We start from the raw sequence: 16,557 nt of genomic DNA on the forward strand, positions 1-16,557 counted from the left end.
ATACTCTCCTTTCTAGATTTTTTTTTAATTTACTTGTTTGTAAAAATTTAGAAATCTCAATAAACATAGTATTTTCAGTTTTATTTTACTCCAAATAACAGCAGCATAAGTATAATATGTGTTACAAGCAGTAATAAAGCCATTGGAGCTTGGACTTTTATAATTCCATATTTATCTTTTATTTCCAGAATTGAAGCAGGGACAATATTAAAGTTTGCTGCCATTGGAGTCATAAGAGTTCCGCAATAGCCGGCGGTCATTCCTAAAGCACCAATAATAGCTGGATTTCCACCGTTTTTGATAATAAATGGGATTCCAATTCCTGCAGTTATTACTGAAAATGCAGCAAAGGCATTTCCCATAATCATAGTGAATATAACCATTCCAATAGCATAAATAACGATTCCTATAAAGATATTTCCAGTTGGAACAACAGATGAAATGCTGGCAGCTATTACTTTTCCAACTCCAGCTTTAGTAAATACAGCACCTAATGCAGCAAGAAGCTGTGGCAAAATGGCAGTTGCACCAATTTGCATAAGAAGTTTTGAAGTATCTTCGTTTGTTTCGCTGAATTTTGGTTTTATGATAATTGCAGCTGCCAGAAGGGCGACAAGCGAACCTCCACCGATACCTAATGCAGGTGGTATAGCAGTTTTTCCAATTTTAAATTGAAGTATCAGAAAAGCGGCAATTCCAATTAATACAGCTGGGATGAAAATTTTATTTTTTAATTTTTCACTTTGTGCGATTTTGAATTGTGAAGAAATATTTTCAAATTTTCCAATATGTAATTGTTTTGTTACAGTAATTATGGCAAGAATTACAAGAAGTCCGCCAGTAACCTTATATGGAATAGCTTCTCCAAAAATAAATATTATCCCAAGAATAGTCCAAAACAAAAATGTTCCTATTTTTGCCTTTTCATTTTTCAACCCTCTAATTCCAGTACTTATACTGACAAGTCCGCAAAGAATATAAATAATTTGTGTCAAAAGTTTTAAAAGAGCTTTTATTTCCATTATTTTTTACCTCCTTTGCTCAAAATTATTTTTTTATCATAAATATATACTTGAATAAAAGTAAAAATTATTGCAATTATTCCAATTGGTATTGAAGATAGCGCCAATTGCTTCAAAGATACAGCATATCCATTTTCCTTCAGTGTAGTCTGAATCAAAAGAAGTCCTGATGCCCCTACAAATATGTTTTGTGAAAAGAAATTTCCATAATTTTCAATTGCGGCACTTAAACTTTTTAACTCTTCAGTTTGCTTTTCTGTTAAATCCTTATTTTTATGAGTTTTTGCAGCAGCTTCAGACATTGGGTAAATAAGAGGTCGTATAAACTGAATATGCCCACCGATTCTAATTGACAATGCACTCGCAATCGAACGGATTACCATATAAAGTCCTAAGATTCTGCCGGCAGTCGCATTTTTTAATTTTTCAATTAAAGCTGCACTTCTTTCTCTAAGTCCATATCTTTCAAGCACTGCAATAACTGGCAAGCTAATCAAAAAAATTGACATAAGCCTATTATCCACAAAAGCCTTTCCAATAATTCCAAGAATTTCAAAAAAATTCATTTTTGCGGCAATTCCAGTAGCTATACCAGCAGTAAGCACCACAGCCAGCACATCTAGCTTCAAAGAAAATCCCACTACAATAATAACAATACCAATAAGTATCCATAAATTCATAAGTATTCCTCCTAATAAAATTTATTATTTTTTTTAATTATCACATAATCCTAATATGATTTTACCTTGAAATAGTGAAAATGCAATAGTTTTAGAAAAAAATAGATTTCTAATTTTATACTGCTTTTTAAGTTTTGAAAAATAAAAAATAAAATTTTTTAAATAAAAATTTCTGAAACTGCAAATAATACAGCTTTTCCACTCAATGAAACTCGATTTTTTTCTCTATCTAATTTGCAATAAAGAATTCCAGTTCGTTTGGAAGCCTGAAATGCGACGATTTCGTTTTTTCCCAATTTATCTGACCAAAGTGGTATAAGATGACAATGTCCAGAGCCACAAACAGGATCTTCAGCAACATTCAATTTTGGTGCAAAAGAACGAGAAACACAATCAAATTCTGAGTTTTCACCAGCTTTAGCCGTAATGTGTAAAAGAAGCCCGTCAAGCAATTTAATTTTTTCCAAATTTGGCTCAAACTTTTCCACAAGTTCCGAATTTTCCAAAACACAAACTAAATCCCTGTCAATAAAGACTTCTAGCGGTTTAACTCCAATCGCATCAATTATCTCTTTCGTAATTTCAACAGATTTTAAGTCGTAAGAAGGAAAATTCAATTCAAATAATTCTCCTTTTTTATGAACGATTAAATCGCCACTCAATGTGTCAAACACGATTTTATCAATATTTTTTTCATAAAAATTAGTTATTACAAAAGTTGTCGCCAAAGTAGCATGTCCACAAAGGTCGATTTCTCCGCCAGGAGTGAACCAACGTAATCTATATTTCTCATTTTCCTTCACAGCAAAAGCCGTTTCCGACAAATTATTTTCTCTCGTAATCGAAAGCATTAAGTTGTCATCTATCCAAGAATTCATAATACACACAGCAGCAGGATTCCCTTTGAAAACGGTATCTGTAAAGGCATCTACAACATATTGTTTCATATTTTTCCTTTCTATTTTTTTGAAATAAAATTTAAAAAATTAGTTTTGAATACTTCAGAATATTGTATAGTAAAATGGGAAAAAATTCAATATTTTTTAAAAAGTTTTGTACTAAAAATAAATTTTATTTGAAATTATGATATAATGTTAACAAAAAATAAATTATGAATAGATATAAGGAGAAAGAAGTGGCAAATACAAAAGAATCAAATGAAACGGCACAAAGAGCAGAATTGCATCGTAAAATCTGGGCAATTGCAGATAATGTGCGTGGAGCGGTAGATGGTTGGGATTTTAAACAGTATATTTTGGGAATATTATTTTATAGATTTATTTCGGAAAATATGACAGAATTTTTCAATAAAGCAGAACATGAAGCTGGAGATTTGGAGTTTAATTATGCGGATATTTCTGATGAAGAAGCTGAAGAAGATTTTAGAGCTGGTACTGTGGAAGATAAAGGATTTTTTATTTTACCAAGTCAACTTTTTGAAAATGTAGTAAAAACAGCGAGAACCAATGAAAATTTGAATACAGATTTAGCAAATATTTTTAAAGCTATTGAAGCAAGTGCTGTTGGATTTGAGTCGGAAGATGATATTAAAGGATTATTTGAAGATGTCGATACTACGAGTAATCGTTTAGGTGGAACGGTTGCTGAAAAAAATACAAGATTAGCAGATATTTTAACAGGAATTTCTGAAATTAATTTTGGAAGTTTTCAGCATAATGATATAGATGCTTTTGGAGATGCGTATGAATATCTAATTTCAAATTATGCCAGCAATGCTGGTAAGTCAGGAGGAGAATTTTTTACACCGCAAACAGTTTCTAAACTTCTGGCAAGACTTGTAATGGAAGGAAAAGAAAATATCAATAAAGTATACGATCCGACATGTGGAAGTGGTTCTTTATTACTTCAAATGAAAAAGCAGTTTGAGGAACATATTATTGATGAGGGATTTTTTGGACAGGAAATAAACATGACTAACTTTAACTTGGCTCGTATGAATATGTTTTTACACAATGTAAACTACAATAATTTTTCAATAAAACGTGGAGATACCTTACTTAATCCATTACATAATGATGAAAAACCTTTTGATGCGATTGTTTCAAATCCGCCGTATTCGATTAAATGGATAGGAGACGGAGATCCGACACTTATTAATGATGAACGATTTGCACCAGCAGGAAAACTTGCTCCAAAATCTTATGCAGATTATGCGTTTATAATGCATTCATTAAGTTATTTGTCAAGCAAAGGAAGAGCAGCAATAGTATGTTTTCCAGGTATTTTTTATAGAAAAGGTTCAGAAAAAATCATTCGTAAATATTTAGTAGACAATAATTTTGTAGATTGTGTAATACAGCTTCCAGAAAACCTGTTTTTTGGAACATCAATAGCGACTTGTATTTTAGTAATGGCAAAGAATAAGACAGAAAATAAAACGTTATTTATTGATGCAAGTAAGGAATTTAAGAAAGAAACGAATAATAATATTTTGCAACCTGAAAATATTGAAAAAATAGTAAGCGAATTTAGAGAAAAAACTGATGTAGAATATTTTGCAAGATTGGTTGATAATAGTGAAATAGCTGAAAATGACTATAATTTGTCAGTTTCAACTTATGTGGAAAAGGAAGATACTCGTGAAAAAATAGATATCGATGTGTTGAATAAGGAAATTGAGGAAACAGTAAAAAGAATAGATGAATTAAGGGCTTCTATAAATGAGATAGTGAAGGAGCTTGAAAGTGAATAAGTAAGCAATATTGTGGGTGGGAATTTGTAAAATGTGGTAAAAGACTCTTCTGTTGATTGCCACTCGACAAAATAAAATTGAGGGAAAACGACTAAAAGAGGGAGAGAAATAATGAAATTTATGGAAAAACTTTTAGTGGGGGAAAAGGTTGAGTGGAAGAAATTGGGGGAAGTTTGTGAAATTTTAGATAATAAAAGAAAACCTATTGCGAAAAAAGATAGGATAATAGGAACATATCCGTATTATGGTGCAAATGGAATACAGAGTTTTGTTAATAATTATATATTTGATGGAAGTTTCATTTTAATGGGAGAAGATGGAAGTGTAATCAATAAAGATAAAAGTCCAGTATTACATTGGATAAACAACAAAAAAATATGGGTAAATAATCACGCTCATGTTTTAGGTCAATTGAATATAAGATATAATTTAAAATATATCTACTATTATTTATCAATAGTGGATGTTTCGTCTATTGTAAAAGGCACTCCACCTAAAATAAATCAAGCAAATATGAAAGAAATAAAAATTCCAATTCCTTCACTAGAAATACAAGAAAAAATTGTAAAAATACTTGACAATTTCACAAAATGTGTTACAGAATTACAGGCAGAATTACAGGCAGAATTACAGGCAAGAAATAAGCAGTATAACTATTATAGAGATATGTTGTTAAGTGAAGATTATTTGAATAAAATTTCTAAAAAGATTTATGAAATCGAAGAAAATAGAACACTTGCATTAGTACCAATTAAAGAAGTTTGTATAAGACAAAGGGGATTTAGTATAACAGCTGGTGAAATGAAGGAAATTCATAAAGACAATGCTCCAATTAAAATATTTGCAGGTGGAAAAACAACAGCAAATATAGATGAGTATAATATTGATAAAAAATATATAATTAAAAAACCAAGTATCATAGTGAAATCACGTGGGAATATAGATTTTGAATTTTATGATAAACCTTTTTCTCATAAAAATGAATTATGGTCTTACTCATCAAATGATGATAATATATTAAATATAAAATATTTATATTATTATTTGAAAAAAAATATAAAATATTTTGAAGATAAAGCAATATCAGGGAAATTACCTCAAATATCAACAGGCATTACTGATAATTATAAAATTTGGCTGCCTTCTATTATTATCCAAAATAAAATTGTAAAAATTTTAGATAGATTTCAGGAACTTCTTTCTGATACAAAAGGACTACTTCCTTTGGAAATAGAGCAAAGAAGAAAACAATATGAATATTATCGAGAAAAACTCTTGACATTTGATAAAGAAGAAGGGTATGCTTTAAGCACAGCACAGCACAGCACAGCACAGCACAGCACAGCACAGCGGCAAATAACGAGTGAATTTTTTGAATTACTTAAAGAAGCAGCAAAAATTGCTGGCGTTGATGTAAGTGATAAAGTCGAGTGGAAAACATTAAATGAAATATTTAATACAAGAACAGGATATACACCTTCAAGAAAAAAAATGTCTTATTGGGAAAATGGTGTTATAAATTGGTTTACAATAGAAGATATTCGTCAGAGAGGAAGAAGTTTAGATTTTGCAAATGTAAAAATTTCAGAATCTGGAGTGAAAAAAGAGGTATTTAAAAGTAATTCAATGGTGTTATCTATAATCGGAACGATTGGAGAATATGCTTTAATAAAAACAGATTTTGTAATTAATCAGCAATTTATGGTATTTACTTTAAAAGATAATTATTTAGATTTTATAAATATGGAATTTTTAAAATATTATTTTAGTAAAATTTCAAACTATTGTACAAGAAATATTAGAAAATCAAGTATTCCAACGATTGATATAGATGGAATTCTAAGAATAAAAATCCCATTACCATCATTAGCGGTACAAAAACACATCGTATCAATTTTAGATAAATTTGATGTTTTAGTTAATGATTTATCACAGGGTTTACCAAAAGAAATAGCCTTAAGACAAAAACAGTATGAATATTACAGGGAAAAATTATTGAATTTTGAAAAATAGACATTTAAAAGGGGGAAGATAAAGGAAGTGAGTTTAAATGTCGGAAAAAAGTGCGATTTATGAAAGATCAACAATTGCTGAGATGACAAATGGAATTATTTTAGCTAATTATGAAGAAATACTTCAAGTTCAAGATACATATCAGAGTGAAAAAGAACTTGAAGATGGGATGATAAGGGATTTAGAAAGTCAAGGGTATGAAAGATTTTATGGGAAGACATCAGAGGAACTTTATAAAAATTTGAAGGTTCAAATTGAAAGATTAAATAAAGTTGCTTTTACAGATAAAGAATGGGAAAGATTTTTAGTGGAATATCTTGATTGTCCAAATGACGGAATGATTGAGAAAACTAGGAAGATTCAGGAAAATTATATCTATGATTTTATTTTTGATGACGGACATTTGAAAAATATAAAAATTATTGATAAAAAAAATATACATAATAATATTTTACAGGTTTGTAATCAAATTAAGCAAAAAGGTAAGCATAAAAATCGTTATGATGTAACGATATTAGTTAATGGATTGCCACTTGTTCATATAGAATTGAAAAAACGTGGAGTAAGTCTTCATGAGGCATTTAATCAGATCCATAGATATAGTAAGGAAAGTTTCAATAATGAAAATTCACTTTATAAATTTGTTCAGATTTTTGTAATTTCAAATGGGACTTATACTCGTTATTTTGCAAATACTACGGCACAGAATAAAAATCATTATGAATTTACATGTGAGTGGGCAGATGCGAAAAATAAAGTTATTAGAGATCTTAAAGATTTTACAGCAACATTTTTTGAAAAGCGAACTATTTTAGAAGTTTTGACAAAATATTGTGTTTTTGATTCAAATGATATTTTGCTAATAATGCGACCGTATCAAATAGCAGCAACTGAACGAATTTTGTGGAAGATAGAATCCAGTTATCAAAATAAGAAATGTGGTAAAATTGAAGCTGGAGGATTTATTTGGCATACTACAGGTTCAGGAAAAACTTTGACTTCTTTTAAAACGGCAAAACTTGCTACAGAACTTGAATATATTGATAAAGTGTTTTTTGTGGTTGATAGAAAAGACTTGGATTATCAGACAATGAAGGAATATCAGAAATTTCAGCCTGATAGTGTAAATGGTAGTAAAGATACAAAAGAACTTAAACGAAGTATTGAAAAACAGGATAACAAAATAGTTGTTACGACAATCCAAAAATTAAATGAATTTGTCAAAAAAAATCCAAGCCATGAAATTTACGATAAACATTGTGTTATAATTTATGATGAATGTCATCGTTCTCAATTTGGAGACGCACAAAAAAATATTAGGAAATCTTTTAAAAATTATTATCAGTTTGGATTTACAGGAACACCAATTTTTCCTGAAAATGCTCTTGGAAGTGATACAACAGCTGGAATTTTTGGAGCTCAATTACATAGTTATGTTATAACAGATGCTATTCGTGATAAAAAGGTTTTAAAATTTAAAGTGGATTATAATGATATTAGGGCAAAATTTAAAGCGGCTGAAGCAGAAACAGATGATAAAAAGCTCAAGGAACTTGAAAAAAGAATGTTGTTACATCCTGAGAGAATTTCTAAAATAGTAGAATATATTTTAAAAGTATATAATACAAAAACTCATAGAAATGAATACTATAATATAAAACAGAAACGGCTAAACGGTTTTAATGCTATGTTTGCTGTTCAAAGTGTAGAAGCTGCAAAACTTTATTATGAAGAATTTCAAAAACAGCAAGAAAATTTGCCTGAAGAAAAAAGACTGAAAGTAGCGACAATTTATAGTTTTGCTGCGAATGAAGAGCGAAATGCGATAGGAGATATTCCTGATGAAAATTTTGAGCCAAGTGCAATGGAATCGACAGCGAAAGAATTTTTGGATAAAGTAATATCTGATTATAACGATTATTTTAAAACAAATTTTTCAACAAATGGAAGTGAATTTCAGAATTATTATAAAGATTTGTCTAAAAAGGTTAAGGATAAAAAAATTGATATTTTAATTGTTGTGGGAATGTTTTTGACAGGATTTGATGCACCAACATTAAATACTTTGTTTGTTGATAAAAATTTGAGATACCATGGATTAATTCAAGCGTTTTCAAGAACAAACCGTATTTTGAATAAAGTTAAAACTTTTGGAAATATTGTATGTTTTAGAGATTTGGAAAAGGCTACAAAAAATGCTATTAAAACTTTTGGAGATGAAAATAGTGTAAATATAATTCTTGAAAAAAGTTATAACGACTATATAAAGGGATTTAAAGATGAGGAAACAGGAAAATCAATAAAAGGATATGTAAGTTTATGTAATGAAATAGTTGAAAAATTTCCAAAGCCTGTTGAAATTGAAAAAACTCAAGATAAAAAGGAATTTGTAGAATTATTTGGAGAATTGCTTAAAACAGAAAATATACTTAAAAATTTCGATGAATTTGAAAATTTTGAGAAAATTATATCTGATAGACAAATGCAGGATATGAAGAGTGTTTATGTGGATATTTGTGAAGAAATAAGAAATGCTGGAAAAGATGATAGTAACGAAGAAGGAATTGATTTTTCTGATATTGAATTTCAAATTGATTTACTTAAAACAGATGAAATTAATTTAGATTATATTTTAGAGTTAATTTTAGAAAAGACAAAAGAACATGATGATATTGAAACATTAAAATCTGAAATAAGAAGAGTTATACGTACAAGTTTAGGAACTAGAGCGAAAGAAAATTTAGTTATAAATTTTATTAACAAAACAGATTTAAAAAAATTGAAAAATAATGGAGAAATTCTTGATGCTTTTTATAAATACGCAAAAGAAGAAAAGAAGGAAAAAATTGATGAATTAGTTAAAGATGAGAATTTAAAGGAAGATTCTAGAAGATTTATTGAAAAATCCATAAATAAAGGTTTTGTTGATTATGCTGGTTCTGAATTAGATAGTATTCTTCCACCAACTTCACGAAGAAAAGGGGCAAGAGAGGCTAAAAAACAATCTGTATTAGAGAAAATACAGAAAATGGTAGAAATTTTTATAGGAATATAAAATAACAAAATTATTAATTATTTTAAATATTTATGATTTAAGTTATAGTAAATTTAGAGAGGAAGTTGCATCAATATATTGGTGCAATTTTTTTATAGATAAAGTAAAAATAAAATTTGCTTGACAATATCACTAACTAGTGATAAAATAAATTGTTACTAATTAGTGATAAATTAGGAGGAGAAAATTATGAATACTGACTGGGAAAGGAATTCAGATATCCATTTGCAGATTGTATTGCAGAGGGCTGTGAAAAAAATTGATGGTAAAATTGGAAAGGATTTTCGGGAAAAAGGAATTACAAGTTCGCAGTTTAGCGTTTTAGATGTGCTTTATACTAAAGGTGAGATGCGTATTTGTGAATTGATTGAAAAGGTGCTTTCTACTTCAGGGAATATGACGGTTGTTGTGAAAAATATGGAGCAAAAGGGTTGGTTATACCGAAAATCTTGTCCGAAAGATAAACGTGCATTTTTGGTAGGGCTGACAGATGAAGGGGAAAAATTGTTTGAGAATCTTTTACCAGAGCATCGTAAGGAAATAGAGGAAACTTACGGGATTCTTTCAGATGAGGAAAGGCGAGAGTTAATTAGGATTTTGAAAAAATTTAAAGATATTTAGAATTAATAACTTAATGGAAAAGTGAAAGTAGTTCGTTATAAAATTCGAGAGTATTAAAAATAAATATAAATTAAAAATTTTAAAAATTATTGTATTTGATAATGTATAGTAAAACTTCTTTAAAACCAAACTCAAAAGTTGTAACTATTTACTAAAAATTTAAATTTATACAATTTTAGTAGTTTGATTTTAAATAGGTTCGAGTATAATTTATAAAAAATAAAAATTGGAGGAAAATAAAATGTCAAAAAAAACAGTATTATTAATCGTAGGATCATTTAGAAAAAATTCATTTAATAAAACAGTTGCAGATTATATTGCGGAGGAATTGAAAAAAGATGTGAATGTGGAATTTTTAAACTATAGAGATGTGCCATTATTGGAGCAAGATACAGAATTTCCAACACCTCGATCAATTAAAGAGGTTCGTGAACAAGTTGGAAAAGCAGATGCTGTGTGGGTAGTTTCGCCAGAATACAACGGTTCTTATCCAGCTGTATTAAAAAATTTATTGGATTGGCTATCTCGTCCGTTAGTGGCTTTCGATAGGGAAACACCAACAGTAATAGCAGGAAAACCAGTAACTGTAAGTAGTATCGCAGGTTCAACTGAAGGAAAATTTGTAAGACAAAATCTTTCGACATTATTCTCATATATTCGAATGAATCCAATGGAAGGAACTGGAACAGGTTTAATCGCACCAGCAGGAGCATGGGAAACAGGAATATTGAACTTAACTGATGAGCATAAAGAAGCCTTGAAAAAACAAGTAAAAGAATTTTTGGAATTTATTAAGTAGACTTGAATTTTAATAAAATTAAATATTTAAATTTAGGAATTAATATGAATAGAAAACTCCACTCTAAAACGAATGGAGTTTTTTGTAAATTATAATAATTTTTTATAAAGTTCTTTTATTTCTTCCAAGTTTGTATCACGTGGATTTCCGCCAGTGCAGACATCATTTAAAGCTGATTCAGCGATAAAATCCAAATCTTTTATATCCATTATTCCCTTTAAATTTTCAGGAATATTTACGTCGTGTGCCAATTGTCTTACAGCATCTACTGCTGCTTTTCTATATTCTTCGGGAGCCATTCTTCTAGTGTGTTTTATTCCAAAAGCCTTTGCTATTTCTCTAAATTTTTCCCCTGTATATTCAGCATTGTATTCCATTACAGTTGGTAAAATTATAGCGTTTGCAACACCGTGCGGAGTTCCGTAAAATGCTCCTAGAGGATGAGCCATTGAGTGTACGATTCCAAGTCCTACATTTGAGAATCCCATTCCTGCTAGATATGAGGCAAGAGCCATTTTTTCTTTAGCTTCTTCATCATTTTCCACAGCTTTTCTCAAATATTTTGCTATTAATTCAATTGCTTTTAAATGGAACATGTCAGTCATTTCCCAAGCAGCTTTTGTTGTAAATCCTTCAATTGCGTGAGTTAGTGCATCAAGTCCAGTTGCAGCTGTTAATTCTTTTGGCATTGTCATCATCATTCCTGGGTCAACTATTGCAACTATTGGCATATCGTGTGGGTCAACGCAGACAAATTTTCTATTTTTTTCAACATCAGTTATAACATAATTTATTGTAACTTCGGCAGCTGTTCCAGCTGTAGTTGCAACTGCGATAATTGGAACGCATTTATTTTTTGTATCTGCAACTCCTTCAAGACTTCGAACATCAGAAAATTCAGGATTATTTATAATAATTGCCACAGCTTTGGCACAATCCATAGCAGAACCTCCACCAATTGCAATAATATAATCTGCACCACTTTCTTTAAATTTTTCAACTCCAGCTTTTACATTTTCAATCGTAGGATTTTGTTGAACATCAGAAAATATTAAATATTCTAAATTAGATTTATCAAGTACATCAGTAATTTTTTTAGCTGCTCCAACCTTAATTAATCCAGGATCTGTACAAATAAAAGCCTTTTTGAATTTATTTTTTTCCACTTCACCTGGAATAGATTCAATTGCTCCAAATCCATGATAAGATACTTCATTTAAAATGATACGGTTTACCATAACAAGTCACTTCCTTTTATTATAGAAATATTAATTATTTTTTTCTCTTTCTGATATAATTGTATCTCGAAAATTGTTGTTGTCAAGATGAAAAAATGTTGCATTTGATATTGTAGTTATAAAATTTTAAAAAAATAAATTTTTATTCTAAAGGGACAAAATATGTCTCATATAAAAAGTATAATTAGATAACAAAAATAAAGTTGAGGAGATGGGGAAAATGAGTAATGTAAAATTAGTTAAAAATGATGCTTTTTATAACGCTGAGTTTGATACCGATATTTTTTTATATTGGATGATAAAATGGTTAAATGTTGAGACTACAAATAATAGCAGTAAGGTGGCTTTAAAAAATATGGCAAAAAAATTTATTGAGGAAATTTTAGGAGAAAAGTTAACTACAGAAGATATTGAGATACATTTTTCAAATAAAAATTATTATTCTGAAAATAGAACTTTTATTGATAGAATTTTAGGTAATTGTCCGATTTTGTTAATTTTAAATAGGAATCAAAATGGAAACAGAAAATATATATATTTCAGAGATTTTAGTTATTACGAATATTCAAAAGATTTTAATGAATACAATGGGAAATTAATTAAATTATTAAAAAAATATGAGAATTTAAAAGAAAACGAAGAGAATAATGTAAAAATTGTTCATTTTTCATCTGATTTAATTTCTAGGTATGAAAAGGAAGAAGTAGAAGAAATAAGTATTTTATACGATAAAGAAAAATTTTTAACTTTATTTGAAAATTCAAAAAAATATATAGACGACAGTATTTTTGACAGTTATTACAATCAAATTAATCAGGAAAATAAGAAAAATTTTGGTGTAAGTATTAACGAAAATTTATCTTTATATTTAGTTTTAGAAAGTTATATAAATAAAAAATTTGAAGATTATGATGTATATCGTTGTTTTGATTATATAAAATGGTTGAAACATGAATTTTTATAGAATGTTTTTGTGTAAATTTAATTGCAGAAGATAAAAAAACAAATAATTATTTTTTTGTTAAAATGGTTTAATGATAATAAAATCGAAGAAAAGACAATAAAATTAATTCAGAAAGAATTAAAAGATATATTTCCTAATTTTAAGGAAGTTAATTATGAAGATATTGATTGTGAAAATAATGAAATTCCATTAATGTGTTTTACAGTAAATCTAGATAGTTCATTAAAAGATATAAAAAAAATGGTTGATAAAATAACGGAAAAAATTGAGAAATTTAATAAAATGAAAAATTGTAGAGACATAAGAGAGGAATATGTAGAATATTTTGAAGAAAAGAGATTAAAGAAAAGATTTCGAAGTAATAGAAAAATTAGGAAAAAGTTTTAAATTTTGAAAAAGTGATAAATCAAGGTATAATTAAAACGTTGAGAAGAATTTTTTAGAAAGGCTTAATCTTAATCATGAAAAATGAAAATTCTGAGGAAAAATCGATTAGAATATTAAAAATAATGAAAAGGTTGAATCAAAAAGAGATAGTGAATAGAAGTGATTTAGCTAATGAATTTAGAGTTGATAAAAAAACGATACAACGAGATATAGCTACTTTGAGGAATTATTTTTTTGAAGAAGGTGAATCGGATATAAAATATTCTAGTTCAAAAAAAGGTTATTATCTTGAAAAGAATGACAAGATAGCTTTTACAAACGAAGAACTTTTGGCTATAAGTAAAATTATCCTTGAAAGTCGGGCTTTTAATAAAGAAGAAACTGAAAAATTAATAACGAAACTAGTTAATAATTCTTCAATAAACGATAGGGAGATAATAAAAAATTTGATAAATAGTGAAAAGGTGAATTATATTCCTTTACAACATGGACAGAAACTACTCGAAAGCATTTGGAAATTAGCGCAATGTATAAAAAACCAAGAATGGGTGCATTTAAATTATACAAAAAAAGATAAACAATATAAAGAATACAGAATAAAGCCACTGTCAATAATGTTTTCTGAATATTATTTTTATCTAATTGGATATATTGAAAATAAAGAAGAATATCCTGCAATTTTTAGAATTGATAGAATGAAAAAGATAGAAAATACAGGCAAGAAGTTTAAAATCCTAAATTATTCTGACAAATTTAAAGATGGAGAATTTAGAAAATACATACACTTTATGCACTCAGGACCTCTTACAAGAATAGAATTTAAATACAGAGGCTATATCGAGTATGTGCTTGATAAATTTCCAACTGCAGAAATATTGGATGAAAAAATAGTTAAAGAAAATAATCGGGAAACTACAGTTTATACTGTAAAAATCGAAGTTTATGGAAGTTTTGGAGCGGAAATGTGGCTACGAAGTCAGGGAGATTACGTTATTGAATACAAAATTTTAAAATAAATTTCTATAAAAAGGAGAAAATTTATGGAAAAAATACCAAAAATAAAAATTATAAGTTTAGGAGAAACAGCTCTAAGCACTATTGAGAAAGAAATAATTACACATGAAAATATAAGCATTATTACAATTAAAAATGACTACAAAGATTTAAAAATAAATTTTCAAGATACAGATGTAATTTTGATAATTTTAAATACATATTTTGAAAATGATAAAAATTTTGCCTTAGAAATAATCAGAAATACTGAAAAAAACGACATTTTTACTGGCATTTACGATATTGAAAATGGCTATACTGACCTATTTGATTCAAAAACAGACTTTATCATAAAATGCAAATCTTCAGAAGATTTAAAAAATGGAATCAACGGAATAACAAAAACTTTAACAGCAAAAGGAATGGTTACTCTTGATTTAGCGGACTTAAAAACTGTATTTCAAAAAACCTCAAAATCTTTCGTAATTTTTGAAAAAGGAAATTTAGAAACTTTTGATGATTTCTTGCAAAACCTAAAACTAAAGCTGGAAACTTTTGATAAAAATAAAACTTATAAAATATTTTTGAATATAACAGCAGGAAAAAATATCGAATTGACTCAGATAAAAGATATTGCTAAAATAATGACTAATATTCTTAATGAGCGGGCATTTCTTTGGGGACTGCAAATATATCCAGAAAATGAAAATTTCATAAATATTATTGCTTACATTGTGGAAGATTCAGTTAAATAAATAAATTAATTAATATTATAGAAAGAAGGGATTTAGAATGGAAAGAAACAATATTTTTAATTTTGCAACGTCAGAGCTGTCACAGGATGCTTTTATATGTTGGTTATGTAACTGGGTAAATTTTGATGACAATAGTTTATCAGAAGATGAAAAAAAATTAAAATCACTTGCAACTGAATTTATTGAAAAAATGTTAGGTGAAAAGCTCGAAGATAGGAAAGTGAATATAAAAAGACAATATCAGAAAATAGACGTACTATTGGAAATTCAGAATAAAACAGAATTTATAACTAAAGGGAATAATATAAATCCAATAGTAGACATGTATGTAATAATAGAAGATAAAGTGGGAACAGGTTTACATAGCAATCAGATTGAGAGATATAGAGAATTAATATCTGAAAAAAATGAAAAAGATAATGGAAGTAGGGCTAAAATAAAAGTAGTTTATTATAAAATATACGATGAAGATAATATGGAAAGATTAAAAGAGAATGGTGTGAATGTAATATTAGGAAGAGAAAACATCCTAGAATTATTAAAAGAATACAAGGATAAGATTAATAATTCAATATTTGAAAATTATCATAATTATTTGAGCAATATAGAAACAGATGTAAATTCATATGAAAAAAAGAACTTGGAAGACTGGAATTCAAACTGTTATATCGGATTTTTTAAAGAATTAAAAAACGAAAAAAATTTATTAGAACATGCTATTGGAAGACAAAAAGATTGTAGTTGGGGTTATGTGAATAACTCATCAGGTGGATTTATGGGAATGTGGTGGTTTCCTTTAAGTGAAGAAAAAATTAATAAATTAACAGAAACTTCTGATGAAGATATTTATTTACAAATAGAACAATATAATCAGAAAAATATAATTGCAATAAAATATTCAATTCCTAAAAAAAATAAAAATAATAAAGAACTTTCAAAAGAAGATTTCGAAAAGAAAGTAACAATTGCTTCCGAAAAACGTAAGGAACTTTTTTCTAAATTAAAAAATAAATTAGAAAATGAGTCGAAAGATATACTAAAATGCGAAAATAAACCAGAAAATATAAAAAAATTCGAAAATATACTAAAAAATGAAAAGTTTCAGAAAAAATATTTTAGAGCAGGTCAGTATATGACAGTAGGATATTTAGAATTTGAAAATATTGATGATTGTAAAGATAAAATAAAAATCCTTCAATATGCTTTAAATCTTTTGTTAAAAGGGTGTGTAAAAATTTTTGTGTAAATCTCTAAATAATATATGGTAAAATAACTATATAATATTTGGAGGTTTTTGTTATGGCTAAAAAGAAAATT

At 27.9% G+C, this 16,557-nt stretch carries 14 protein-coding genes; 10 read left to right on the top strand and 4 right to left on the bottom strand.

Annotated elements, in window-relative coordinates; all coding sequences use genetic code 11:
• Nucleotides 1–80: 80 nt before the first annotated feature.
• The 3 genes from FVE74_RS04750 to FVE74_RS04760 form a co-directional block, all read right to left on the bottom strand.
• Entirely contained in the window at nt 81–1,022 is a 942-nt protein-coding gene (locus FVE74_RS04750; protein ID WP_147003460.1) for a DUF979 domain-containing protein, read from the bottom strand.
• On the bottom strand, nt 1,022–1,702 hold the full coding sequence (locus tag FVE74_RS04755; RefSeq protein ID WP_147003461.1) for a DUF969 domain-containing protein: 681 nt from the start codon (nt 1,700–1,702) through the stop codon (nt 1,022–1,024). The genes FVE74_RS04750 and FVE74_RS04755 overlap by 1 nt, the downstream gene beginning before the upstream one ends.
• A 158-nt stretch (nt 1,703–1,860) precedes the next feature.
• Complete coding sequence (locus FVE74_RS04760; RefSeq protein ID WP_147003462.1) at nt 1,861–2,649, bottom strand: PhzF family phenazine biosynthesis protein; 789 nt, start codon at nt 2,647–2,649, stop codon at nt 1,861–1,863.
• A 188-nt stretch (nt 2,650–2,837) separates the two neighbouring features.
• Between FVE74_RS04760 and FVE74_RS04765 the strand changes: the two genes are divergently transcribed.
• The 5 genes from FVE74_RS04765 to FVE74_RS04785 all read left to right on the top strand — a co-directional run bounded on the left by FVE74_RS04765 (nt 2,838) and on the right by FVE74_RS04785 (nt 10,903).
• Nucleotides 2,838–4,415 (top strand): type I restriction-modification system subunit M, encoded by a 1,578-nt coding sequence (locus FVE74_RS04765; protein WP_232054082.1) that lies wholly within the window; start codon nt 2,838–2,840, stop codon nt 4,413–4,415.
• Between the two features lie 111 nt (nt 4,416–4,526).
• Entirely contained in the window at nt 4,527–6,428 is a 1,902-nt protein-coding gene (locus FVE74_RS04770) for a restriction endonuclease subunit S (protein WP_172617437.1), read from the top strand.
• Between the two features lie 37 nt (nt 6,429–6,465).
• A complete protein-coding gene (locus tag FVE74_RS04775) occupies nt 6,466–9,483 on the top strand; it encodes a type I restriction endonuclease subunit R (RefSeq protein ID WP_147003464.1) in 3,018 nt (1,005 codons plus the stop codon).
• Between the two features lie 189 nt (nt 9,484–9,672).
• Entirely contained in the window at nt 9,673–10,104 is a 432-nt protein-coding gene (locus FVE74_RS04780) for a MarR family winged helix-turn-helix transcriptional regulator (protein WP_147003465.1), read from the top strand.
• 241 nt (nt 10,105–10,345) lie between these two features.
• Nucleotides 10,346–10,903 (top strand): NADPH-dependent FMN reductase, encoded by a 558-nt coding sequence (locus FVE74_RS04785; protein WP_147003466.1) that lies wholly within the window; start codon nt 10,346–10,348, stop codon nt 10,901–10,903.
• An 89-nt stretch (nt 10,904–10,992) separates the two neighbouring features.
• Here the strand turns inward: FVE74_RS04785 and fucO are convergent, their stop codons facing one another.
• Nucleotides 10,993–12,141: a lactaldehyde reductase gene (gene fucO, locus FVE74_RS04790; protein WP_147003467.1), complete on the bottom strand. Its 1,149-nt coding sequence runs from the start codon at nt 12,139–12,141 to the stop codon at nt 10,993–10,995.
• Between the two features lie 220 nt (nt 12,142–12,361).
• On the opposite strand from fucO, the gene FVE74_RS04795 reads away from it, so the two are divergent.
• The 5 genes from FVE74_RS04795 (at nt 12,362) to FVE74_RS04815 (ending at nt 16,486) form a co-directional block, all read left to right on the top strand.
• The gene (locus FVE74_RS04795; protein ID WP_147003468.1) at nt 12,362–13,105 is read left to right on the top strand and encodes a hypothetical protein; all 744 of its coding nucleotides are present in this window, start codon (nt 12,362–12,364) and stop codon (nt 13,103–13,105) included.
• Nucleotides 13,106–13,159: 54 nt separating this feature from the next.
• Complete coding sequence (locus FVE74_RS04800) at nt 13,160–13,492, top strand: hypothetical protein (protein WP_147003469.1); 333 nt, start codon at nt 13,160–13,162, stop codon at nt 13,490–13,492.
• A gap of 74 nt (nt 13,493–13,566) precedes the next feature.
• Nucleotides 13,567–14,508 carry a helix-turn-helix transcriptional regulator gene (locus tag FVE74_RS04805; RefSeq protein ID WP_147003470.1) on the top strand — a complete coding sequence of 314 codons (942 nt, stop codon included), beginning with the start codon at nt 13,567–13,569 and terminating at the stop codon, nt 14,506–14,508.
• Nucleotides 14,509–14,532: 24 nt separating this feature from the next.
• Nucleotides 14,533–15,240 (top strand): hypothetical protein, encoded by a 708-nt coding sequence (locus tag FVE74_RS04810; RefSeq protein ID WP_018498995.1) that lies wholly within the window; start codon nt 14,533–14,535, stop codon nt 15,238–15,240.
• Between the two features lie 37 nt (nt 15,241–15,277).
• Nucleotides 15,278–16,486: a PD-(D/E)XK nuclease family protein gene (locus FVE74_RS04815; protein WP_147003471.1), complete on the top strand. Its 1,209-nt coding sequence runs from the start codon at nt 15,278–15,280 to the stop codon at nt 16,484–16,486.
• Nucleotides 16,487–16,557: the final 71 nt, after the last annotated feature.

Source organism: Leptotrichia wadei (genome assembly GCF_007990445.1).
GTDB classification, from domain to species: domain Bacteria; phylum Fusobacteriota; class Fusobacteriia; order Fusobacteriales; family Leptotrichiaceae; genus Leptotrichia; species Leptotrichia wadei_A.